Annotated in this window: 24 protein-coding genes; 15 read left to right on the top strand and 9 right to left on the bottom strand. The window is 62.2% G+C overall.

Going from position 1 to position 23373, the window contains the following annotated elements:
• Positions 1–92: 92 nt before the first annotated feature.
• From NKJ37_RS07020 to NKJ37_RS07010, 3 genes are all read right to left on the bottom strand, one after another.
• On the bottom strand, positions 93–866 hold the full coding sequence (locus NKJ37_RS07020) for an enoyl-CoA hydratase (RefSeq protein ID WP_352439648.1): 774 nt from the start codon (positions 864–866) through the stop codon (positions 93–95).
• A gap of 134 nt (positions 867–1000) precedes the next feature.
• Positions 1001–1891, bottom strand: coding sequence for a bifunctional DNA-formamidopyrimidine glycosylase/DNA-(apurinic or apyrimidinic site) lyase (mutM, locus tag NKJ37_RS07015; RefSeq protein ID WP_023811384.1), 891 nt, complete (start codon positions 1889–1891; stop codon positions 1001–1003).
• Positions 1884–3125, bottom strand: a complete 1242-nt coding sequence (locus tag NKJ37_RS07010) for a phosphopentomutase (RefSeq protein WP_023811383.1) — start codon at positions 3123–3125, stop codon at positions 1884–1886. Before NKJ37_RS07010 ends, mutM begins: the two co-directional genes overlap by 8 nt.
• A 232-nt stretch (positions 3126–3357) precedes the next feature.
• Here NKJ37_RS07010 and NKJ37_RS07005 point away from each other — a divergent pair, with 232 nt between their 5' ends.
• Entirely contained in the window at positions 3358–4287 is a 930-nt protein-coding gene (locus NKJ37_RS07005; protein ID WP_352773394.1) for a phosphate/phosphite/phosphonate ABC transporter substrate-binding protein, read from the top strand.
• A 30-nt stretch (positions 4288–4317) separates the two neighbouring features.
• Here NKJ37_RS07005 and NKJ37_RS07000 read toward each other — a convergent pair whose 3' ends face one another.
• The 3 genes from NKJ37_RS07000 to NKJ37_RS06985 all read right to left on the bottom strand — a co-directional run bounded on the left by NKJ37_RS07000 (position 4318) and on the right by NKJ37_RS06985 (position 6114).
• Complete coding sequence (locus NKJ37_RS07000; protein WP_352773391.1) at positions 4318–4935, bottom strand: TadE/TadG family type IV pilus assembly protein; 618 nt, start codon at positions 4933–4935, stop codon at positions 4318–4320.
• Positions 4936–4972: 37 nt separating this feature from the next.
• Entirely contained in the window at positions 4973–5554 is a 582-nt protein-coding gene (locus tag NKJ37_RS06995; protein WP_023811380.1) for a TadE/TadG family type IV pilus assembly protein, read from the bottom strand.
• 137 nt (positions 5555–5691) lie between these two features.
• Positions 5692–6114, bottom strand: a complete 423-nt coding sequence (locus NKJ37_RS06985) for a pilus assembly protein N-terminal domain-containing protein (protein ID WP_013533687.1) — start codon at positions 6112–6114, stop codon at positions 5692–5694.
• A gap of 323 nt (positions 6115–6437) precedes the next feature.
• On the opposite strand from NKJ37_RS06985, the gene NKJ37_RS06980 reads away from it, so the two are divergent.
• The 9 genes from NKJ37_RS06980 (at position 6438) to NKJ37_RS06940 (ending at position 15542) form a co-directional block, all read left to right on the top strand.
• Positions 6438–6620, top strand: a complete 183-nt coding sequence (locus tag NKJ37_RS06980) for a Flp family type IVb pilin (RefSeq protein WP_023811379.1) — start codon at positions 6438–6440, stop codon at positions 6618–6620.
• Between the two features lie 172 nt (positions 6621–6792).
• Positions 6793–7311 (top strand): A24 family peptidase, encoded by a 519-nt coding sequence (locus NKJ37_RS06975; RefSeq protein WP_023811378.1) that lies wholly within the window; start codon positions 6793–6795, stop codon positions 7309–7311.
• Positions 7312–7525: 214 nt separating this feature from the next.
• A complete protein-coding gene (cpaB, locus tag NKJ37_RS06970) occupies positions 7526–8338 on the top strand; it encodes a Flp pilus assembly protein CpaB (protein WP_352773387.1) in 813 nt (270 codons plus the stop codon).
• Positions 8335–9855: a type II and III secretion system protein family protein gene (locus NKJ37_RS06965; RefSeq protein ID WP_023811376.1), complete on the top strand. Its 1521-nt coding sequence runs from the start codon at positions 8335–8337 to the stop codon at positions 9853–9855. Before cpaB ends, NKJ37_RS06965 begins: the two co-directional genes overlap by 4 nt.
• Positions 9856–9869: 14 nt before the next feature.
• Positions 9870–10607 (top strand): CpaD family pilus assembly protein, encoded by a 738-nt coding sequence (locus tag NKJ37_RS06960; RefSeq protein WP_352439646.1) that lies wholly within the window; start codon positions 9870–9872, stop codon positions 10605–10607.
• Positions 10608–10645: 38 nt separating this feature from the next.
• On the top strand, positions 10646–11935 hold the full coding sequence (locus NKJ37_RS06955; RefSeq protein WP_032909185.1) for a CpaE/TadZ family protein: 1290 nt from the start codon (positions 10646–10648) through the stop codon (positions 11933–11935).
• Between the two features lie 29 nt (positions 11936–11964).
• Positions 11965–13467, top strand: a complete 1503-nt coding sequence (locus NKJ37_RS06950; protein WP_352439645.1) for a TadA family conjugal transfer-associated ATPase — start codon at positions 11965–11967, stop codon at positions 13465–13467.
• A 29-nt stretch (positions 13468–13496) separates the two neighbouring features.
• Entirely contained in the window at positions 13497–14510 is a 1014-nt protein-coding gene (locus NKJ37_RS06945; RefSeq protein ID WP_352439644.1) for a type II secretion system F family protein, read from the top strand.
• A 9-nt stretch (positions 14511–14519) separates the two neighbouring features.
• Entirely contained in the window at positions 14520–15542 is a 1023-nt protein-coding gene (locus NKJ37_RS06940; RefSeq protein ID WP_023811371.1) for a type II secretion system F family protein, read from the top strand.
• An 84-nt stretch (positions 15543–15626) separates the two neighbouring features.
• On the opposite strand, the gene NKJ37_RS06935 is transcribed toward NKJ37_RS06940, so the two are convergent.
• Positions 15627–16448, bottom strand: a complete 822-nt coding sequence (locus tag NKJ37_RS06935) for a tetratricopeptide repeat protein (RefSeq protein WP_127295366.1) — start codon at positions 16446–16448, stop codon at positions 15627–15629.
• 116 nt (positions 16449–16564) lie between these two features.
• On the opposite strand from NKJ37_RS06935, the gene NKJ37_RS06930 reads away from it, so the two are divergent.
• From NKJ37_RS06930 to pdeM, 5 genes are all read left to right on the top strand, one after another.
• Positions 16565–17929 carry a leucyl aminopeptidase family protein gene (locus NKJ37_RS06930; RefSeq protein WP_352773384.1) on the top strand — a complete coding sequence of 455 codons (1365 nt, stop codon included), beginning with the start codon at positions 16565–16567 and terminating at the stop codon, positions 17927–17929.
• 72 nt (positions 17930–18001) lie between these two features.
• Entirely contained in the window at positions 18002–18352 is a 351-nt protein-coding gene (locus NKJ37_RS06925; RefSeq protein ID WP_013533675.1) for a MarR family winged helix-turn-helix transcriptional regulator, read from the top strand.
• 30 nt (positions 18353–18382) lie between these two features.
• A complete protein-coding gene (locus tag NKJ37_RS06920; protein WP_352631063.1) occupies positions 18383–19243 on the top strand; it encodes a C40 family peptidase in 861 nt (286 codons plus the stop codon).
• A 67-nt stretch (positions 19244–19310) separates the two neighbouring features.
• Positions 19311–21860 (top strand): ligase-associated DNA damage response DEXH box helicase, encoded by a 2550-nt coding sequence (locus NKJ37_RS06915; protein WP_352773381.1) that lies wholly within the window; start codon positions 19311–19313, stop codon positions 21858–21860.
• The gene (gene pdeM / locus NKJ37_RS06910) at positions 21857–22573 is read left to right on the top strand and encodes a ligase-associated DNA damage response endonuclease PdeM (protein WP_352439639.1); all 717 of its coding nucleotides are present in this window, start codon (positions 21857–21859) and stop codon (positions 22571–22573) included. Before NKJ37_RS06915 ends, pdeM begins: the two co-directional genes overlap by 4 nt.
• A 25-nt stretch (positions 22574–22598) precedes the next feature.
• Here pdeM and NKJ37_RS06905 read toward each other — a convergent pair whose 3' ends face one another.
• Together NKJ37_RS06905 and NKJ37_RS06900 are read right to left on the bottom strand one after the other, a co-directional pair.
• Positions 22599–22736 (bottom strand): SEL1-like repeat protein, encoded by a 138-nt coding sequence (locus tag NKJ37_RS06905; protein WP_352773530.1) that lies wholly within the window; start codon positions 22734–22736, stop codon positions 22599–22601.
• A gap of 12 nt (positions 22737–22748) precedes the next feature.
• Positions 22749–23372, bottom strand: a complete 624-nt coding sequence (locus NKJ37_RS06900) for a tetratricopeptide repeat protein (protein ID WP_352773377.1) — start codon at positions 23370–23372, stop codon at positions 22749–22751.
• Between the last annotated feature and the right edge of the window lies 1 nt (position 23373).

The following is a 23373-nucleotide window of genomic DNA, read 5'->3' as shown; positions in this document are numbered from 1 at the left end:
GGCTTATAGTTCAGCTTTTCCGGCGCGTCAACGCTGCCCGGTCTTCTTTTTGGCGGCCAACAGCCATCTTCTTCGCGGCCAAGGGATTGGCGTCAGCGGTTGGTGAAATTCGGCTTCCGCTTCTCGGCAAAGGCCGCCATGCCTTCCTTCTGATCGTCCAGTGCAAACAGCGAGTGAAACAGCCGGCGCTCGAACCGCAATCCCTCGGCAAGCGTCGTCTCGAAGGCGCGGTTGACAGCCTCCTTCGCCATCATCACCGATGGTAGTGAGAAAGCGGCGATCTTGGCTGCGGCCTTCAGCGCCTCCTCGACAAGCTCGCCGGCAGGCACGACCCGCGACACCAGACCAGAACGCTCGGCCTCGGCGGCATCCATCATCCGCCCGGTCAGGCACATGTCCATCGCTTTCGACTTGCCGACGAAGCGGGTCAGCCTTTGTGACCCGCCCATGCCTGGAATGACGCCGAGGCTGATCTCGGGCTGGCCGAATTTGGCCGTGTCGGCGGCGATAATGAAATCGCACATCATCGCCAGCTCGCAGCCGCCGCCGAGTGCATAGCCCGCCACCGCCGCGATAATAGGCTTTCGCGCCCGCGTCAGTTCCTCCCAGCCGACGAAGAAGTCTTGAGCGTAGGCGTCCGCGTAGGAGATGGACTGCATCTCCTTGATATCGGCGCCGGCGGCGAAAGCCTTTTCGGAACCCGTGATGACCATGGCGCCGATATCTGGATCGGCGCTGAACCCGTTCACGGCTGCCACCACTTCGGTCAGAATCTGCGAATTCAGCGCGTTGAGCGCCTGCGGCCTGTTCAGCGTGATCAGCCCAACCTTGCCGTGCGTCTCGGTGATGATCGTCTCATAGGCCATGGCTGCTTCTCCTTGCTCACGCTCGTCTAGAGCGGTTCATCGTTTCACGGAAACGCAGAACCGCTCCCATCTCCTTGTCTCGACGCAATTCTCGACGGAAAACCGTTTCACACTTTTCCTGGAATTGCTCAAACTCACCGCTGACATGTCCGGCAATAAAAGGTCGATCGGCCGCTCTGCACGATCCGTTCGATGTGGCCGCCGCAGCCGGGCTTGGAGCAGGCCTCGCCTTCGCGGTCGTAGACGGCGAAGGCGTGCTGGAAATAGCCCAGCGACCCATCGGTCTGCATATAGTCCCGCAGTGAGGAGCCGCCGGCTGCGATCGCATCCGATATCACCGAACGAATGGCTTGCGCGAGGTGTTCGCTTTGGGCTTGGGCTTTCTTTCCGGGCCTGGCGATCGTGCCCGCCTCGCGCAGCGGCGACAGGCCGGCACGCCACAACGCCTCCGACACATAGATGTTGCCGAGCCCGGCGATCAGCCTCTGGTCGAGAAGCGCTGCCTTCAGTGGTGATCGCCGCCCCTTCATCAATGAGGCGAGCAGCGCACCGTCCAATGTGTTGCCCGTAGGCTCGACGCCAAGTCCAGCCAGCATCGGGTGAACGTCCGGCAGTCCCTCCGCAAACAACATGAAGCCGAAGCGGCGCGGATCATTGAAGATCACGCGGGACCGGGCACCGGTTGGAGACTCGACATGGAAGACGACGTGGTCGTGATTGGAGCTTTTCGAGCGGTCGTGCCGGAAGATGCCGGGCATGTCGCTGCCATCGGCCGTCTCGACGCGGAATGAGCCCGACATGCCGAGATGGCAGATCAGCACGGGCCCGCCTTCCAGGTCCATCGTCAGATACTTGGCCCGGCGGCCGAGTGCCGTGATCGTCTTGCCGGTCAGCCGCTGCGCGAATTTCTCGGGAAATGGAAAGCGCAGATCCGGTCGGCGCGCCTCGACGCGGGCGATGGTGGCGCCTTCCAGAACCGGCTGAAGTCCGCGCCGGACGGTTTCGACTTCCGGCAATTCAGGCATGACCGCCGATCGCCGTATAGAAAGAAGTGCCGTAGCGTCCGGGCGCCAGCCCGAGATGCTCGGCCAGGGTCTCGCCAATGTCGGCGAATGTCGTTCTCAGTCCGATGTCGCCGCCCTTGAGACCCGGTCCAGTGCCGATCACCGGAATGCGCTCGCGCGTGTGATCGGTCCCGCCCCAGGTCGGGTCGTTGCCGTGGTCGGCCGTCAGGATGAGAAGATCGCCCTGCCGCAGCCTCGCAAATGCTTCCGGCAGCCGCAGGTCGAAGGCCTCGAGCGCGGCAGCATAGCCTGCGACATCGCGGCGGTGACCGAATTCGGTGTCGAAGTCGACGAAATTGGCGAAGACGAGGTCACCGTCGCCGGCATCATCGATCGCACCCAGCGCCTCGTCGAACATCGCCATGTTGCCTGCCGCCTTGCGCACTTGCGAAATTCCGCGATGGGCGAAGATGTCGCCGATCTTGCCGACGGCGATGACACGGCTGCCACGCGCCGTCAGCCGGTCGAGCAGGGTCGGTTCCGGCGGAGGCACGGCGTAGTCATGACGGTTGTATGTCCGCTCGAAAGTGGCGGTGGTTTCGCCGACGAACGGCCGCGCGATCACCCGTCCAATCCTCAGCGGGTCAACCAGCCTGCGCACCACCTGGCAGAATTCATAAAGCCGGTCGAGGCCGAAATGGACTTCATGCGCGGCGATTTGCAGGACCGAGTCGACCGACGTGTAGCAGATCGGCTTGCCGGTCCGGATGTGCTCCTCACCGAAGCGCTCGATGATCTCGGTGCCCGGCGCATGGCAATTGCCGAGAATGCCCGGCACCTTGCCTTCACGGATGATCGCCTCGGTCAGTTCGGCCGGAAAGGCCGGAACCGTATCCGGGAAATAGCCCCAGTCGAGGCGCACCGGCAGGCCGGCGATTTCCCAATGGCCGGATGGCGTATCCTTGCCGCTCGAAACCTCCTGTGCGGCGCCGTGAAAGGCAGTTGGGAGCATATCCGCCCCGCTGTTGGCAAATCCCAGTCCCGTCGCGGTTTCGGCAGCCTTGCCAAGCCCGAGTGAGGCCATATGAGGGACAAACAGCGGTCCACTACGAGACCCTTCGCGATCCGCACGGCCCTCCGCACAGGCCTCTGCGATGTGCGCGAATGTGTTGGCGCCGGCGTCACCGTAGCGGTCGGCGTCGGCCGCGCCGCCGATGCCGAAGGAATCCAGGACGAAGAGGAAAGCGCGCGCCATCAAGTTGTTGCCAGTTTGACCGACCAGACATAGGGTTCCGCGACTTCATTGGCAATTCGGAAACCAAACGGCAACGGGCAGGCGTGACAATCAGTGCATATCGCCCAAAAGTGCGCAGCGGTTTTGGGGGCAACGACTTGCCCAAAGCAAGCAGTGCGTCGCCCAAAAGTGCGCAGCGGTTTGGGAATGACGATCTGAGCATCGATCCGGGAAAACAGACGGCGGTTCTGTCATGAGGGTTGCGTTAAAGACATATGCCGCTCTGTTGCTGGGGCCGGGCGCGCTCGTCGGGCTCTGGTCCAACCCGGCGCATGCCGACTGGCGCGATGATATCGGCACGTTTCGCATAGGCATCGTTGCCGAGCCAGGTGCCGGCAACGCCGTTCCGGGGCTGGCTGTGTTGACCGACGCCTACACCAAAGCATTGGGCATGAAGGTCGAGTTTGTCGTTGCCCGCAATTATGCCGCGCTGATCGAGGCGCAGGCCGATTCCCGCATCGAATATGCGATCTATTCGGCCACCGCCTATGCAACGGCCTCGCAGCGCTGCTTATGTATCGAACCGCTTGTCGCTCCGGTCGATTCAGACGGCGCGATCGGCATCCGCTCCGTTCTGCTGACGCGGGACGGCAAGCTGCCCGACCTTGCGGCGATGGACCGCCATCGTATGGCCATGGCGCCTTCGGACAGCGTCGGCGGTTCTCTCCTGCCATTGGCGGCGTTGGCCGCGGAAGGCCGCAAGATCGCGGAAGATGCACCGTTTCTGGCCCGTGCCGATTCGGCCGCGGCGGCCGAGACGATGCTGGTCGACGGCAAGGCTGATGGCCTGTTTGGCTGGGTGACGGCCGCTGCCGACGGCCCGCGAGAACCGTCGGGCACGCAGGCCAGGTTGGAGGCGGCAGGGCTCTCGGTGACGGCGCTTCGTGTCGTGTGGACGTCGGGTCTGCTGAGATACGGCCCGCACGCGGTCCGCAGCGATCTCGACCCGGAAGCCAAGCGTCGACTTGCCGTGTTCCTCACCAACCTCAAGTCGACGACGCCCGATATCTACGCCCTCCTGGAATCGGGACATTCCGGCGGCTTCGCTCGCGTGGCGCCAAAAGACTACGAGATGGCCGCTGCTATCGTGCGCTTCGTTTCGGACCGTGAGCCGCAGCAGTAGCGGCCCTGCGCAGGGCCTAGCTGGTTCTGTTCAACAGTCGCTGCAAGGGATCGTCACGCTTCTGCGGGGGCGCAGATAATAGGTTTCGCCCATGGTTATGTTGCTGAAAGCCGAGGTCAGTCCAAGCTTCTGTTGACTGCTCGCGCTCCACGCGATGGCTGGCGTATAGCCGAGGTTGCTTTCGACGCGAATGAGAAACGTGTTGGCGACTCTGAGCGACGTCGGGATCGTTGTCTCGGTGGTGGCGCCGGCGCCACGGCTGGCGACGCCGGCGACCAATTTGCGTGACCAAACCACCAGTGCCCTCGTCGCATCGGGCGTAACCTGTATCGCCGTGATGGTGATGCTAGGGGGCGAGCGGTTGTAGGGCTGAAGGGTGACGCTGCCGATCTGCATGATGGCGTCGACATCCGCCTTGAGGACGCTTGTCTGCTGGGTGACGAGATCGGCCACCATGCTGCCGATACGGCTGACCTTCTTGCTGGTCTCGATGGCTTGCGACGCTTCCATTGTGAGGAGATACATGATCAGCAGAATTGGCATGATCAACGCGAATTCAACCGCCGCGATGCCACGGCGATCGGACCAGAATCGACTTGCTTTCCGCCAAACTCCCGTAATCATAAGATGTGCCCCCGCACGCATCATGCCCTTGCCCTTTTCTTATACTGCTCGTGCATTCCGCTCAGTTGTCGAACGGCTCGTTCTGCCAGGTCACCGATGCGAAATGCAGGGTCTTGTTGCCGCCCATCGACTGCGCCAGCAGATCGGTCATAACAGGCCACTTGTAGAAGACCCGAAGCATGTTCCTCGACTCCGCCGCACCCGCTGTCACTGAGAACGATTGGGTTGCGGTGCCTTTCGTCAGTACGACATCGCCGTTCTGGATCTTGAAGCCAGCCGTGGCCGCATCGGCGAACGACGTATATTGGCGAAGATCCACCAGCAGTTGATTGGGACAATCCTGGGAAACGATGATCTGCAGTTTCGTGCAGATCATGTCCCTCAAATTGGTTCCGGCAACGTCAGCCGCCCTCAACTGGCCGGTGCGCAGCTTGCGCGCCACATCGTCGGTGACGTTGGCCATCACCTCCTGGCCGGCAAACGAGATGCAGCTTTCCAGAATGGCAAAGACAAGCAGCGCGAAGGGGACTGAAAGGATCGCGAATTCGATTGCCGTGGCGCCGTGCCGGTCACGAAGGAAGCGGGCGAAAAACCTTCGGCGTCCCGCTCTGTGGTCGCCTGCGCAGCCGAATTCCGTGCTCATGTCCAATCCTGCCGATCTCTATGCGGTCTCGGAAGGAGCATTAGCGCAAACCGATTGAGGTCCGGTTTGGATGATCGTTAAAGTCGGCGCAGGCCTCTTAACCAGCCAATAACCGGAACGGCAGTCGGCAACGCCACCTATCGGCTGACGCTCATCTCCGCTTCCGAAGACTTCTCCGCTTCGCTCTTGTACGAGCTTTCGCAATAGGGTGTGCACGACATCGTCTGGATTTCGGCGCGCCGATAGATGCGCACGGACGAGGCGGCTTGCCGCACCACGGTAACCTGCTCGTCGACGATGGGGCTGCCGTCCGTATCGAGCACAACCAGATTGGTGACCCCAAAGCCTTTGCCGGTGAGCACGATCGTTGAAGCGTCCTGCACCGAAGCGTCGGCGATTGCCGGGTTGCCGACCACGATGGTGTCGGCGGGACGCGACAGTTTGACGATCTTGGCCTGGTTCATCGTGACCTCGATGCCGGCGCCGGCCATGGCGGGCGCGACGAAGCTCGAGACGGCAAGAAGCGCGGCAATCAGGATTGACGATCTCGGCTGGGCCATTGAGGCGCTCCACGCAGGCGGACTGATCAACGGAACATGAACGAGATTGGTGAACCAACGGTTAAGCATGCGGTGTCGCCAATGATGCGATGGCAGACAAGGACGCCCGCCGGGCGCTGTCCGGAAGTCCACAAACCCGGGGCGAGAAGGCTCAGTGGTATATTAGCCCCAGGTTAACCACGCAATATGTTCGAACCGGGAAAGGAATCGGTAAGGCTGTTTCTTAAGCCGATCGAAAGAGCTTCTCCCTAGATTGGCAGCATCCGATCAACCATCACAGAAGTTGACGGAAGTGCTGTAACACGTGGAGTAGGAGCTCTCGAATGTCTAATCTCATCGCACGTTTTGTGAAGGACGAATCCGGCGCGACCGCTATCGAATATGGTCTGATCGCCGCTCTCATCGCGCTCGCCATCATCACTGGCGCCGGCACGCTCGGCAATGCGCTCAATGCTAAGTTCACCAACATCGGAACCACCTTGAACGGCACGCCGAGCGGCAGCTGATCGGCCTTATCGCCGAGCATTTGGATTGCGTTCTGGAAAAGGGCCGCCACGTGGTGGCCCTTTTTCTATGCCGCCGCCAGTATAGGTCGTCTTTTCGTTCCTGGCCTCATCAATCGTTAATCGAACATACTTAGATTGAGCCCCGTGAAATCGGACAATAGGCATAGCGCCGATGCTTGAAGCCCTGATCTTCGTCGTCTTTCCGTTCTGCATGCTGTTTGCCGCGATCTCCGACATGCTGTCGATGACGATCGCCAATCGCGTGCCGGTGCTGCTCGTCGTCGTTTTCGCGCTGGTCGCGCCGCTGACGGGTATGGACTGGGCGGTCTATGGCGGACATTTCGCCGCCGGCGCCCTGGTCCTGGCTGTGACGTTCGGCCTGTTTGCAATGGGCGGCATGGGCGGCGGCGACGCCAAGCTTCTGGCCGCCAGCGCGATGTGGATGGGCCTCAATATCAATCTCGTCGAATATTTTGTCGCCTCGACAATCATCGGCGGCCTGCTGACGCTCGCCATCATCCTCTACCGGAAGTCGCTGCTTGCGGCCGTTACCGGCCAAAATCCGTTTCTGCGCCATTTCGCCGACGAGGCAAAAGGTGTCCCCTATGGCGTCGCGCTCGGCCTTGGCGGGTTGCTGACCTATCCGGATTCGCCTTTGATGGTATGGGCGCTTGCCAGGCTGGCGGCTTGAGCACGATCTTATTTTTATTGTCTGTCAGCATTGCCGAAACCCCGTTCTCAACAGGGCCGGCCCGGCCATTTTGGCCGTCCAGACCACATTCCGGCTAATTTATGTAAACCTTAAATTAATCACGATCGTAAGCATTACATTAACCTTGTTTTGACGATTGCCGCTGCAAAGTCCGGCTTGGCTACGTGGTTTGCCAGGGCAAGGGTTCGGACAAATGCCAGCATCGCGATTGATAATTCTGAGCGTGGCGGTGGCTGCGGCGGGTGGCGCTGGCTATGTCGCGAAGAACATGGTGGCACCGCCGCCCCAGGTCGTCGTCGATTCCGGTCCCCAGGCCCCGGCAGTGGCACTCCAGGATGTGCTTGTGCTTTCAGGCGACGTTCCGATGGGCAGCCCGATCCAAAACAACATCGCCTGGCAATCCTGGCCCGCCGACGGCGTCAACGCGAATATCATCACCCGCACCGCCGAGCCCGAGGCACTGGACAAGCTGAAGAGTTCCGTTGCCCGTGTGGCGATGTATGCCGGAGAACCGCTGCGGCGGTCCAAGCTGATCGGCGAGGGGCAGAGCTTCATGTCGTCGATCCTGCCTTCCGGCATGCGGGCGGTCGCCACGGCCATCTCGGCCGATACGTCGGCCGGCGGCTTCATTCTTCCCAACGATTTCGTCGACGTCATCATGACCCGCAGGGCCGATGCCGCCAGCGGCGCCGCCGGCTTCAACACCGAGACCATCCTCAAGAACATCCGCGTCCTGGCCATCGACCAGACCATTCAGGAGGACGAGGAAGGCAAGAAGACCAGGGTAGGTCAGACTGCAACGCTGGAACTGACGCCCAAGCAGGCGGAGATCATCACCGTCGCCCAACAGATGGCGGATCGCCTGACCCTGGCGCTGCGGGCAGTCGCGGACACGCAGGAAAAGAATCTGGGTGAGGCCGACTATCTCGTTTCCGGCAATGGCCGCAGGGGAACGGTGAGGCTGATCAAGTCGGGCGAAGTTTCCGAAGTGGGAGCAAGGAAATGAGGCTAAGCGGTAAACTGCCGGCAATTGTAGCCGCGGCGTTCGGCCTGCTGCTCGTCGGATCGAATTTGCAAGGCAGCGTCGTCGAGGCAAAGAACGCGCAGGTCACGGCATCGACGGCCACCCAGCGCGTCAAGCTCGGCCTCAACAAGTCTGTGGTCATCGACCTGCCGAGCGATGCCTACGACATTCTCGTTGCCAACCCGGCAGTTGCCGATGCGGTGACCCGCACCGCGCGGCGCATCTATCTGTTCGGCAAGGCGGTCGGCGAGACGAACATTTTTGTCTTCGGCCCGAATGGCGAGCAGATCGTCAGCCTGGACCTGGCTGTCGAACGCGATGTTGCCGGCCTTGAGGATTATATCAGGCGCTTCCTGCCGACGTCCACCATCAAGGTGGAACTGCTCAACGACAACGTCGTCCTGACCGGAACGGTCGACACGCCGCTGGACGCAAAACGCGCGGTCGACCTGGCGACGATCTTCGTTTCGGGTGGTGAAGCGACGACGGGACAATATTCGCAGACGGCGGCCGGCGGTTCGGCCCAGAGCGGTGTCGACATCAACAACCCGGACCAGGAGCGCCGCACCAGCAAGATCGTCAACCTGCTGCAGATCATTGGCGACGACCAGGTCACGCTGAAGGTCACGGTCGCCGAAGTCAGCCGTTCGGTGATGAAGCAACTTGGCGTCAACATGGTCGGCAGCGGTGGCAGCAACGGCATCAGCTACGGCTCGATCAGCGACAACTTCACCGGCCTTGGCAAGCAGCTGTCGAATTCGGGCTTCCAGATCGGCGCGTCGGGGCTGCAGGCCTATATCAACGCCATGGAGCAGTCCGGGGTCATGAAGACCTTGGCCGAGCCGACCCTGACCGCCGTATCAGGCGAGAAGGCGACCTTCAAGGTCGGCGGTGAATACAATATGGTGAGCAGCGTCTCCCAGAACGTATCCTCCGACAACCAGACTGGCCTGAAAACCTACACCCTCGACAAGATCGAGTACGGCATCGGCCTGGAATTCCAGCCGGTGGTGTTGTCTCCCGGCCGCATAAGCCTGAAGGTCAGGACGTCGGTTTCCGAGCCGACAACCGAGGGATCCGTATCGCTCTCCTCGGGCGTGACCAGTCCCGGAATGAATGCCCTGTCGCTGCGCAAGCGTCTTGCCGATACGACGGTGGAACTGCCCTCAGGCGGCTCCATGATGATCGCCGGCCTGGTTCGCGACGATGTCAGGCAAGCCGTCAATGGGTTGCCCGGACTGACAAAGATACCGGTGCTCGGCGCGCTCTTCCGCAGCAGGGACTTCGTGCGCAACGAGACCGAGCTCGTGATCATCATCACGCCCTATCTGGTGAAGCCGGTAGCACGCAACGACCTTGCCAAGCCGGACGACAATTTCAACGCCGCCAGCGATGGCGCCGGCATGTTCCTTGGCCGCGTCAATCGCGTCTACGGCACCATGCAGACAGACAAGCCCAACGGCCGCTACCACGGCGTTGTCGGCTTCATCTACAAGTGAGCGGGGAAGCGGACATGTCTCAGTCAGCATTGAAGGCAAGCACCATCGCGGCAGCGATGCGCTTTGGCCGCTCGCGGGTCTGCCGGGGAGCCGTTCCTGTCCTGGCGGTTGCGGTGGCGGCTCTGCTGGCCGGCTGCGCCCAGCGCGACAGCATCACGGTCGGCGCCATTCCGGACGATTACCGCACCAACCATCCGATCGTGATCGCCGAGAAGAATCAAAAGATCGACCTCCCGGTTGGTGCCGGTGACCGCGGCATGACCGGCTCTCAGCGCGATACACTTCTTGGCTTCCTCGATGGCTATGACAGAAGTGCCGCCCCGACGCTGACGATCCAGGTCCCGAGCGGATCGGCCAACGAGGTCGCCGCGACCGCGGCGGCCCGTGATTTCGCCCGGCTCGCGATCGCCAGCGGCGTCAAGCGCAACCGGCTTGTCGTCACCTCTTACCAGGCCGCCTCGAGCGAGATATCCTCGCCGGTCCGCGTCGCTTATGTTGCGGTGAGGGCGCAGACCGACAAATGCGGACGCTGGCCAGCCGACCTCGTCGATACGTCGGAGAATAAGCACTATGCCGACTTCGGCTGCTCCTATCAGAACAATCTTGCCGCCCAGATGGCCAACCCGGCCGATCTGCTCGGCCCGCGCAAGCCGTCCACAATCGATGCTGAAAATCGCGGCGCGGTGATCGATGTCTACCGTGCAAGAGGCATTTCGGATGAGTTCCTGGGCAATTCGGAAGTAGACTACTAAGCCGCCAGTCTCGGATAGAACAGGCCACGGGAAAGAGCATGACGATGAGCAACCTTGCCTACGACGCCCCGGTGGATGGCAGCGATACCTCGCAGCAGGACATCGCCGCGATGCAGGCGTTGCGGCCGATCCCGCGCATCTCGATCCAGGCATTCTGCGAGACCGAGGGTGTCGCCAACCCGGTCGAGCGCGCCGGCGAGGACCGCCGCATGACGAAGGCGCATCTCAAGGTCCATATGGGCGGCGTCCCCACCGCCATCGAATTCTACCAATCGGCGCCGACGCCCAACCTGATCCTGCTGGAATCGCGCAGCGAGCCCAAGCAATTGCTGGAACAACTCGCCCAGCTTTCGGAATATTGCGATCCGACGTCGAAGGTGGTGGTGATCGGCCACTACAATGATGTCGGCCTTTACCGCGAGCTCATCCGCAACGGCATTTCCGAATATGTGATCGCGCCGGTCTCGATGGCCGACATCGTCAGCGTGGTGTCGTCGATTTTTATCGATCCGGAAGCCGAGCCGCTCGGCCGCTCGATCGCCTTCGTCGGCGCCAAGGGCGGTGTCGGCTCCTCGACGATCGCCCACAATGTGGCTTGGGCGATGTCCTCCCTGTTCAAATCCGAAGTGGTCGTCGCCGATCTCGATCTGGCTTTCGGCACCGCCAACATGAATTTCGACCAGGATCCGGCGCAAGGCATCGCCGAGGCGGTGTTTTCACCGGAACGCATCGATGAAGTCTATCTCGACCGGCTGCTGACCCAGTGCGCCGAGCATCTGTCGCTGCTGGCAGCACCTTCGACGCTCGAACGGGTCTATGATTTCGATCCCGAGGCCTTCGTTCAGCTCATCGACACCGCCCAGCGCAGCGTGCCGCTTCTGGTGCTAGACGTCCCCCATGCCTGGACGGGCTGGACCAAGAACACCCTGGTCAAGGCCGACGAGATCGTCATCACCGCGACACCGGAACTTGCCAATCTGCGCAACACCAAGAACCTCGTCGATATGCTCAAGCGGCTTCGTCCCAATGATCCGCCGCCCAAGCTGATCATCAACCAGGCCGGCGTGCCGAAGCGCCCGGAGATTTCGCCGTCCGACTTCGCCGAGCCGCTCGGCTTGTCGCCAATGTCGGTCATTGCTTTTGATCCGTTGCTGTTCGGCAATGCCGCCAACAACGGACGCATGCTTGGCGAAATGGATGCCAAGAACCCGGTCGTCGCGATGATCAACGAAATGGCGCATGTGCTGACCGGGCGCAGCGAAATCAAGATCAAGAAGAAGGCCGGGCTCGGCAGCCTGCTCGGCAAGCTCTCGCGCAACAAGAAGTGACGCTTCAGCAGTGGAATCGGTAGTCGATCATGTTTGGTAAAAGAGGCAGCGACGACGGCAACCGGTTCACGCCGGAATTTCGCCAGCCAGCACCGGCGCCCGTTGCGCCGCCGGCTGCAGGTTCCATGGACACGGCGGTTCTGACCCGGCCCGCGGCGGCGCCAAGCGCGCCTGTCGCACCGCCGGCGCGCCGTGCGGTCGAGGCACCGCCATTGGCGCCTGAGCCGAAGCGGGCACAGCGCGAAAAGAGCGAAACTTATTACGATACCAAGAGCCAGGTCTTCTCCGCGCTCATCGACACCATCGATCTGTCGCAGCTTTCCAAGCTTGATCCTGAAAGCGCGCGCGAGGAAATCCGCGATATCGTCAACGACATCATCGCGATCAAGAACTTCGCAATGACGATCGCCGAGCAGGAAGAGCTGCTCGAGGACATCTGCAACGACGTGCTCGGTTATGGGCCGCTCGAGCCGCTGCTCGCCCGCGACGACATCGCAGACATCATGGTCAACGGCTCCAGGAACGTCTACATCGAAGTCAACGGCAAGGTCGAACAGACCGGCATCCGCTTTCGTGACAACCAGCAGCTCCTCAACATCTGCCAGCGCATCGTCAGCCAGGTTGGCCGCCGCGTCGACGAATCCAGCCCGATCTGCGACGCGCGCCTTCCCGACGGCTCCCGCGTCAACGTCATCGCGCCGCCACTCTCCATCGATGGCGCCACGCTCACCATCCGCAAATTCAAGAAGGACAAGCTGACGCTCGATCAATTGGTCAAGTTCGGCGCCATCTCGCCGCAGGGCGCCGAAGTCCTCAAGATCATCAGCCGTGTTCGCTGCAACATCGTGATCTCGGGCGGCACCGGTTCGGGCAAGACGACGCTGCTCAATTGCTTGACCAACTATATCGACCGCGAGGAGCGCGTCATCACCTGCGAAGACTCGGCCGAGCTGCAATTGCAGCAGCCGCATGTGGTACGCCTCGAAACCCGCCCGCCCAATCTGGAGGGCGAGGGTGAGGTGACGATGCGTGACCTGGTCAAGAACTGTCTGCGCATGCGGCCCGAGCGCATCATCGTCGGCGAAGTGCGTGGACCCGAAGTGTTCGATCTGCTGCAGGCGATGAACACCGGCCATGACGGCTCGATGGGCACGATCCACTCGAACAGCCCGCGCGAATGCCTGAACCGTATCGAATCCATGATTGCCATGGGCGGTTATTCGCTGCCGCAAAAGACAGTGCGCGAAATCGTCGTCGGCTCCATCGACGTGATCATCCAGGCGGCGCGCTTGCGCGACGGATCGCGCCGCATCACCCACATCACCGAGGTGATCGGGATGGAAGGCGACGTCATCATCACGCAGGACATCGTCCTCTACAACATCAAGGGCGAGGACGCCAACGGCCGGCTGCTGGGTGAGCACGTATCGACCGGCATCGGCCGTCCGCATTTCTGGGAGCGTGCACGCTATTACGGCGAGGAGCAGCGTCTCGCCATTGCGCTCGAGGCGATGGAGAAACGCGCTGACTGACGTATGCTGGGGTGTAAGGGTTCGGGCCAATGTTTGGAATTGACGGCACAGTACTGGCGTTTGTCGTGCTCGCCGGCTTCAGCGCCGGCGCCGTCGCCTATGCATTTCTGTTCACCCGGATCAGCAACGAGAAACAGGCCGGCAAGCGGCTCGAAACGATCAGGACCGCCGAGACGGATCGCTCCGTCGTCAAGGCCTCGCGCGACCGCGTGGCGGAAGCCACCAAGCGGCGCAAATCGGTTCAGGATTCTCTCAACGAACTCGACGCCAAGCAGAAAACCAAGGACAGCCGCGTCAAGAAACCGCCGCTGAAAGCCCAGCTTCGTCAGGCCGGCCTCAAGACCACCATCGAGCGTTTCTATATATATTCCGCAATATGCGGCATCGTTTTGACGATGGTCGCCTTTGTGGCCGGAGCCCCGCTGATCGCCTTGCCGGGCGTGCTGTTGGCCGGGGGGCTGGGCCTGCCGCGCTGGTTCGTCACGTTTCGTCGCGCCCGCCGGGTCAAGGCATTCCTCAACGAATTTCCAAACGCGCTCGACATCATCGTGCGCGCGGTCAAATCCGGCCTGCCGCTGAACGACGCCGTGCGCTTGATCGCCAACGAATCGCCCGAACCCGTGAAGACCGAGTTTCGCCGCATCGTCGATTCACAGCAGATGGGCCTCTCTATCCCCGACGCGACCTTGCGCATGCCCGAAACCATGCCTTGCACCGAGGCAAGCTTCTTCGGCATCGTTATCCAGATTCAATCGCAGGCCGGCGGCAATCTCTCCGAGGCGCTGGGCAATCTTTCGCGCGTGCTTCGCGATCGCAAGAAGATGAAAGCCAAGGTCGCGGCGCTGTCGATGGAAGCGAAGGCGTCCGCCGCGATCATCGGTGCGCTGCCCTTCATCGTCGCCTTTCTCGTCTACCTGTCGAGCCCGGCCTACCTGATGCCGCTCTTCAACACCAGCGTCGGAAACCTGATCCTTGGTTGCTCTGCGGTCTGGATGTCGATCGGCATCCTGGTGATGCGCAAGATGATGAACTTCGAAGTCTAGGATGCTGGCATGACCGAGCAAGTCATCAAGACCCTGACGGATCCGAGCTTCCTGATCGCGATGCTGGTCGCGATAGCGGTGTTTGCGACCGTCCTCACCTTGCTGCCGGCGTTTGGCGGAAACCAGCTCAAGTCACGCATGAAATCCGTTGCGCTGGAACGCGACGAACTGCGTGCGCAACAGCGCGCCCGGCTTGCGGTCGAGGCCGACCGCCGTCGCAAGGGCTTGCGCGAGGAACAGTCGATCGGCATGCGCAACATTGTCGACCGGCTGGATCTGAGACGCGCGCTCGCCGATGAGAGCACATTGCAGAAACTCAAGGTGGCCGGTTTTCGTGGACAGAATCCGCTGACGCGGTTCCTTTTCTTCCGTCTCGTGCTTCCTTTTGTCGGTTTCGCGCTGGCCGCAATCTACATCTTCGTGCTCGGAGGGCTGCCCGACAAGCCACTGGTCATCAGGCTGTTCGTCTGCGTCCTCGTTGCTTACGGCGGCTTCTACGCACCGGTCATCTACGTCAACAACCGCGCCACCAAGCGCAAGCAGTCGATCCAGATGGCATGGCCGGATGGGCTCGATCTGATGCTGATCTGCGTCGAATCGGGCATGTCGGTGGAAGCGGCACTGCGCAAGGTCGCCGACGAGATCGGTGCGCAATCGGTGGCGCTGGCGGAAGAATTCATCCTCACCAACGCCGAGCTTTCCTATCTGCCGGAGCGCAAGCAGGCCTACGAGAACCTGGCAAGCCGCACCGGCCTGGATTCGGTCAAGTCGGTGTCGCAGGCGCTCGTCCAGGCCGAGCGTTACGGCACGCCGGTGGCGCATGCACTGCGCGTGCTTGCCGCCGAAAGCCGCGACATGCGCATGAATGCGGCCGAGAAGAAGGCGGCCGCCCTGCCGCCAAAACTTACCGTGCCGATGATCCTGTTTTTCCTGCCGGTGCTCTTCGCCATCATTTTGGGTCCCGCCGGCATTCAGGTCAGCCAACGCGGTATCTTCGGCGATCATGCGGCGCCGGCAACAAACGCCCAGTAGCGGCGAGGTAAATTCCTGCATTCCCTCAAACGAAGAAGCCGCGCATGCAGCGCGGCTTCTTCGTTGGGCATCGGGATTGTGGTCTCAGTTGGTCGCGGATTTCGGCTTGTCCTGGTCCTTGAGCTGGCTCCAGGCATTCTGCTGGGCCAACATCTGCCTGAGATAGGCGACGTTTGCCTGCGCCTGTTCGGGCGAGAGCTCCTGCGAGGCGATCTTCTCGGCCTCGTCGAACCGGCCTTGCAGGCCGACGACCAGTGCCAGGTTCTGGCGGACGCGGCTGTCCGCATTCGGCTGCTGCGCGGCCGAGCGCATATAGGTTTCGGCGGTGCGCAGGTCACCTTCCAGCACATACGACATGCCAAGATTGGAGAGCACGGAAGGCTCGTTCGGCTTGAGGTCGAGCGCCTTGCGGTAAAGCTGGCGTGCATCGTCCTTCTGGCCAGTCTGGTCGAGAATGGCCGCTTCGGCCGACACCAGCTTCCAGTCGGGATATTCCGGTGTTTGAGCGCGGCGCACGGCGTCGAGCGCCGCCTCGAACTGGCCATTGGCGGCCAGCGCCTTGCCATAGGAGGCAAGCACGTCACGATCCTTGGGGAAAGCGATGGCGAGCTTGCGCATCACGGCGAGCGACTGATCGGCGTCGCCATCCATCTGCAATGCCGCCGCATAATTCGTCGCGATCCGCTTGTCGTTGGGGTTCTTCGCGTAGGATTGGCCGAGTGCGCCGGTGGCATTGTGCAGTTCCCCGGCCGACATGCTTTCCAGCGGTTTGCCGCCGGTGCGTGCGATAGAGCCGGTGGAGAGCTTGTCGGTTCCGCAACCGGCGACGCCCGCCGCCAGCGCCAGCACAAGGGCCGTGATGATGAGCCGTTTTCCCCTGGCATCGATCCTGCGGTTGGTCGGCATGGCCACCTAAGCCTCCATTCATGCGCGGCCATTGCGTGGCCGTCTTCCCTCCCGCAGAAATATTCTGTTAACCCTAACGGACGGTTAAGAATGGCGACTCACACGGAGAACATCGCATGCCTGTCGAACTCGTCGGGAAGACATTGCCGGGCGCGCTGCCGGTCCATCTGATCGCCAGGGACGGTCTGGACGCGGCCGGCCTTGCGCCGGCCGCTGTCGCCTGGGCCAGGGCCAACGGCTTTTCCGGCGAGGCAGGCAGGACGCTGGTCGTGCCCGGCGAAAACGGGGCGCTCGGCGGCGCCTTGTTCGGCGTCGGCGATGGCGAGGGCGCGCTCGCCCTCGGCGCACTGTCGAAGGCCTTGCCGGAAGGCGACTGGCATTTCGCCTCGGCGCCGGTCGAGCCCGAACTCGCGGCCACCGCACTGGTGCTCGGCGGCTATGTCTTCACCCGTTACGGCAAGAAGTCAGGCAGGGCGCTGCGCTTCGGCCTGCCGGCAGGCGTCGATGCCGGGCGCGTTCGCCGCATTGCCGATGGCGTCTTCCTGACACGCGATCTGGTCAACACGCCGACCAGCGATATGGGCCCGGAAGATTTGGAGGAGGCGGTGCGGACCCTGGCTGCCAGGCACAAGGCCGAAGTCTCGGTGGTCAAGGGTGACGATCTCCTCGACCGGAATTTCCCGATGATCCATGCTGTCGGCCGTGCGTCGGCCGGCGCGCCGCGCCTGATCGATATGCAGTGGGGGCAGCAAGGGGCGCCGAAGGTAACGCTGGTCGGCAAGGGCGTCTGCTTCGACACGGGCGGTCTCGACATCAAGCCATCGTCCGGCATGCTGCTGATGAAAAAGGACATGGGCGGTGCCGCCAATGTCCTTGGCCTTGCCTCGATGATCATGGCTGCCGGGCTGAATGTGCGGCTGCGCGTGCTCATTCCCGCGGTCGAAAATTCGATTGCCGGCAACGCCTTCCGGCCCGGGGACGTGCTTGCGAGCCGCAAGGGCATCACTGTCGAGATCGGCAACACGGATGCCGAGGGGCGGCTGGTGCTGGCCGACGCGCTGGCGCTGGCCGACGAGGAGGAGCCGCAGCTTCTGATCGACATGGCGACGCTGACCGGGGCTGCCCGTGTCGCGCTCGGCCCCGATCTGCCGCCGTTCTACACCGGCGACGAAATGCTGGCATCCGATCTTGCGGCGGCTTCCGTCGCGGTCGAGGATCCGCTGTGGCGCATGCCGCTGTGGCAGCCATACGATGCAAAATTGTCGTCGAAGATCGCCGACATCAACAATGTCACCCCGGATGGTTTCGCCGGCTCGATCACCGCGGCGCTGTTCCTCAAGCGCTTCGTCGAAAAAACCGCGGGCTGGGCGCATTTCGACATCTTCGCCTGGAACCCGGCTGACCGTCCGCATGGCCCCGCCGGCGGTGAGGCACAAGGCATCCGCGCGCTGGAGCGGATCATCGCGAAACGCTACGGCTGACGGTTGCAGGCGAGAGACGGCAATCGCTTTGACTGAAACGGAACCGAAACAATTTGCCGTCATGCTGGCGCGATGTCGATTGCGATGCGCCCGAGCCAGGCCTTGCGACTGTGGCAGCAGGTGATGCTGTCGCAGGTGCGCGACGACGCGCCCGATCTGACCATGCGCCAGACGGCAATCCTGTTCACCATCTATCTCGATCCGCCGCCGCACACCGTGCGCGGGCTCGCCGCGCGCCTCAATGTCACCAAGCCCGTGATCACCCGCGCGCTCGACACGATGGGCGCTTTGAAACTCGTCTCGCGCCATCGCGACGAACTCGACAAGCGCAATGTTCTGATCAGGCGCACGGTCGAGGGCGCGCTCTTTGTCGAGCGCTTCGGCGATGGTATCATCGCCAAGGCGCTCGAACTGCCGATGTGAGCGAATTACCTTTTCAACAGAGTGCTCGATTTGACCGCCAGGGATGCCCGCCTTCACGCTTTTCGCTCCGATCTCGCCGATGCAAGGCTGAAGGGCGAGGTCGCCGCCGACCGCTTCGTCGCCGGCCGGCCGGCGCGGGTCATCGCGTCAGTGGCCGATATGCGCAAGGCGCCGCGGCCTGATGCCGGCGTCAACACGCAAGCGCTGTTCGGCGACGATGTCCTGGTCTTCGATGTCGCTGAAGGCTGGGCCTGGGTCCAGGCCGAACGCGACGGCTATGTCGGCTATGTCGCCGACACGATGCTCGGGGGCCGGGATCACGCGGCCACTCACATCGTCTGCGTGCCGCGCACCTTCCTTTACCCCGGGCCGGATCTGCGCTTTCCGATCGCCGGACAATTGTCGATGGGATCGACGGTGACAGTGACGGAGGCCGCCGAGACGCGCGGTACGCATTATGCGGTCCTGCCTTCCGGCGAGGCGCTGATCGCAGGTCACCTGCGGCCGCTCAGTGAAGCTGGCTCCGACTATGTCGCGGTTGCCGAGGCGTTTCTCGGCACGCCCTATCTCTGGGGTGGCACTTCCGGGTTCGGCATCGACTGTTCGGGCCTAGTGCAACTGGCGATGCGCATGGCCGGCAGCGACGTGCTGCGCGATTCGGACATGCAGGCGGCGACACTTGGCGAGCCGCTCGAACCGGGACCTGATTTCTCAGGCTTGCGACGCGGCGATCTGGTGTTCTGGAAGGGCCATGTCGCCGTCATGACGGATGCCGACACGATGATCCACGCCAATGGCCACACCATGCTGGTGTCGCACGAGGGATTGAAAGACGCCGTCGCGCGCATCGGCTATCTCTATGGCAGCCCGACAGGGTTTCGGCGGCCTTAGGGAAGAACGATCCCCTTTTGTTCCGATTCTTCTTGGCGATTAGCCGCCGTCGCGCTACCTCTGGCGGGTGACAGAGCAGCCGCGCCTTGCCGAACAGAATGCCGCCGTGGCCCTGCCCGAACCATTCATCAGATGGTTTGGTGAGAAAGGCTGGTCGCCGCGCGCCCATCAGATCGAACTTCTGGCGAAAGCCCAGGCCGGGCAATCAGTCCTGCTGATTGCGCCGACCGGTGCCGGCAAGACGCTGGCCGGATTCCTGCCTTCGCTGACCGAACTGGCCAACAGGCCCAAGAGAAAGCCGGGCCAGGCGCGTCGCGGTATCCACACGCTCTACATCTCACCGCTGAAGGCGCTTGCCGTCGATATTGAGCGCAATCTCGGCAAGCCGGTGGAAGAGATCGGCCTGCCTGTCACCATCGAAACGCGCACCGGCGACACCCCCGCCCACAAGCGCCAGCGCCAGAAGCTGGTGCCGCCCGACATCCTGCTGACCACGCCCGAGCAACTGGCGCTACTGATTGCGGCCGGCGATGCTAAACGTTTCTTCGAGGATCTGCGCTACGTCGTGCTCGACGAACTGCATTCGCTGGTGACGTCGAAACGCGGACATCTGCTGGCGCTCGGTCTGGCGCGGTTGCGCAGCTTTGTCCCTGGTCTGCAAACCATCGGGCTGTCGGCGACGGTGGCCGAGCCGGACGAGTTGCGGCGCTGGCTGGTCAGCCAGAATCCGCCCAAGGGTTCGACAGACCATGACATGGCGGAACTGATCGTCGTCACCGGGGGCGCGAAACCGGAGATTTCTATCCTCGATTCCGAAGAGCGGGTGCCATGGGCGGGACATTCGGCGCGCTACGCCACGCCTGAGATCTACCGAGAGATCAAGCGCCACAAGACGACCCTGTTGTTCGTCAACACGCGCAGCCAGGCGGAGCTGCTGTTCCAGGAATTGTGGCGGGTCAACGAGGATACGTTGCCGATCGCGCTGCATCACGGTTCGCTCGACGTCGCCCAGCGCCGGCGCGTCGAAAAGGCGATGGGGGAAAACGCACTGCGCGCCATCGTCGCCACCTCGACGCTCGACCTCGGCATCGACTGGGGCGATGTCGATCTGGTCGTGCATGTCGGCGCACCAAAGGGGGCGAGCCGGCTGGCGCAACGCATCGGCCGCGCCAACCACCGCATGGACGAGCCGTCCAAGGCGATCCTCATCCCGGCCAACCGCTTTGAGGTGCTGGAATGCCGGGCCGCCCTCGACGCCAACTATCTCGGCGCGCAGGACACGCCTCCCTTGATCGATGGCGGTCTCGACGTGCTGGCGCAACATGTACTCGGCTGCGCCTGCGGCGCGCCGTTCCGTGCCGATGATCTGTTCGAGGAAGTGCGAACGGCAGCACCCTATGTCAGCCTCGACCGGCCGACTTTCGACCGCGTCATCGATTTTGTCGCCACCGGCGGCTATGCGCTCAAGAATTACGAGCGCTACGCCCGCATACGCCTGAACAAGGATGGATTCTGGCGGGTGTCCAATCCGCGCGTCGCCCAGCAATACAGGCTGAATGTCGGCACCATCATCGAGGTTCCGGCGCTGAATGTGCGCTATATCAAGGCCGGCGGCAAAGGTGCGGCTTCGCGCGGCGGCCGGGTTCTCGGCAAGATCGAGGAGGCCTTCCTCGAAACGTTGACGCATGGCGACACCTTCATGTTCGCCGGCAAGGTTCTGCGCTTCGAAGGCATCCGCGAGAATGAATGCTTCGTGTCGAACGCGCCCGGCAGCGATGCCAAGGTGCCTTACTATGGCGGCGGCAAGTTCCCGCTTTCGACCTATCTCGCCGAACAGGTCCGCATCATGCTGGACGACCCGCAGCGATGGAAGAAGCTGCCCGAGCAGGTCGCCGACTGGCTGCGATACCAGGCCGACAAATCGGTGCTTCCCAAACGCGACGACCTGCTGATCGAGACCTTTCCACGAGGCAACCGCCACTATCTGGTGGCTTACCCGTTCGAGGGCAGGCTGGCGCACCAGACGCTCGGCATGCTGCTCACCCGCCGCCTTGACAGAGCAGGAGCCAGGCCGCTCGGCTTCGTCGCCACCGATTATGCTTTGGCGATATGGTCACTGGGCGACATGGGCGCGATGTTCAAAGCCAGGAAGCCTTCGCTTGGCGCGCTTTTCGACCAGGACATGCTTGGAGACGACCTCGAAGCCTGGCTGGCCGACAGCTGGCTTCTCAAACGCACTTTCCGCAATTGCGCGCTGATTTCGGGGTTGATCGAGAAACGCCATCCGGGCCAAGAAAAGAGTGGTCGCCAGGTCACGGTCTCGACCGACCTGATCTACGATGTGCTGCGCAGCCATGAACCGGACCACATTCTGCTGCAGGCAACACGCGCCGACGCAGCGACCGGTCTGCTCGATGTCAGCAGACTTGCCGACATGCTCTCGCGCATCCAGGGTCGAATCGTGCATAAGGCACTCGAACAGATATCGCCGCTCGCCGTGCCGATCATGCTCGAGATCGGCAAGATGCCGGTCCATGGCGAAGCCGATGAAACGCTTTTGATGGATGCGGCGACATTGGTCGAGGAGGCCATGGGGCCGGGAATGAGTGTGGAATGAAATTTTCGCTGGCGCGCATATCGCTGATCGCCGAGGCCGATCTCGTCGGCATCGCCGGCGAGCGCGCTGTCTGCGACCCGCGCGGCGTGCTCTATTTTCCGGATCTGCGGCTTCTGGCCGTGTCCGATCTGCATCTGGAAAAGGGTTCGTCGCTGGCACGGCGCGGCACGTTGATCCCGCCCTACGACACCGGTGCGACCTTGCTGCGGCTTCAGGCGGTGATATCAGACTACCAGCCTTCGATCGTCATCAGCCTGGGCGACAGCTTTCACGATGGCGGCGGCGCCCAGCGCATGCATGCAAGCTTCCGCGAGCGGCTGGAAGCGCTGATATCAGGCCGGCAATGGTTCTGGGTTGCCGGCAATCATGATCCGGAAGCTCCAGCCGATCTGCCCGGCGAAACGGTGCGTGAACTTGCTATAGGCTCCCTGCTGTTCCGGCATGAGCCGTCGAAGCAGCGTGTCGAAGGCGAAATAGCGGGCCATCTGCATCCCTGCGCCCGCATCGTGCAGCAGGGCCGCTCGGTGCGGCGCCGCTGCTTTGCCGGCGATGGCGGCCGCATGATCATGCCGGCCTTTGGCGCCTATACCGGCTCGCTCAACGTGCTCGACCGCGCCTATGCCGGGCTGTTCCGGCTGGACACGCTGATGGCTTATATGCTGGGCGCCCAACGCATCTTTGCCATTTCCGGCTCGATGCTGCGGCCGGGCTGAGGTCGCCGCTTAGTCTTGATGGAATTCAAGTTTTCTTCAATGCTGCCTGTATGCGGTCGAGCGCCTCTTCCGCACCATTATGCCCTTGCGCTGCGGAGCGTTTCAGCCATTGGACAGCAAGCTCGATATTCTTCTCGACACCAACGCCTTTCAAGTACATCACGCCCAAGTTGAACTACGCTTTGCCGTTATTTTGCTGCGCGGCCTTCTCGTACCAATAAAAGGCCAGCTTGTCGTTTTTATCCACGGCCTCGCCGGTCAGGTAGGCAGTGGCCAAGTTTACCTGCGCGTCAACGTTGCCTTGTTCCGCTGCTTTGGTCGACCAAAGAACCCCATCGGCACCGCTTTGGGGTACTCCTTTGCCAAGAAAATACATGTATCCAAGATATTGCTGAGCCTCGACCAAACCTTGAACAGCGGCACCGCGCCAAAGTTCCACCGCTTTCGCATCGTCTTGCTGAACGCCTTTTCCCCAAGAATACAAAAGACCAAGATTCAACTCGGCCACTGCCATGTCCTGATCCGCCGCCTTATCCCACCATTCGGCAGCCTTGGAATAATCCAGAGGCACACCAAGCCCCCTGGAATACAGAAATCCGACATTAAACTGCGCAGTGATATCGCCCCCTAAGGCGAGGGCCGTCCATTCTTTGTACGCTTCTGTATAATTCTTCGCCTCAAAGGCGGCGTCGGCTTCGAGCGCGCCTGCTATTAAATCGTGGGAGGCAAAAACCAAAATGCCTGCAACGCAAACCCCTCGTGCGAGATGCGACGCTAAATTGAAGGGAGTGAGGATCATC

Origin of the sequence: Mesorhizobium sp. M0140, from assembly GCF_040322475.1 — a bacterium.
Taxonomy (GTDB): domain Bacteria; phylum Pseudomonadota; class Alphaproteobacteria; order Rhizobiales; family Rhizobiaceae; genus Mesorhizobium.
Note: the sequence above shows the minus strand (reverse complement) of the source record. Positions and strands in the feature narration are given on the sequence as shown.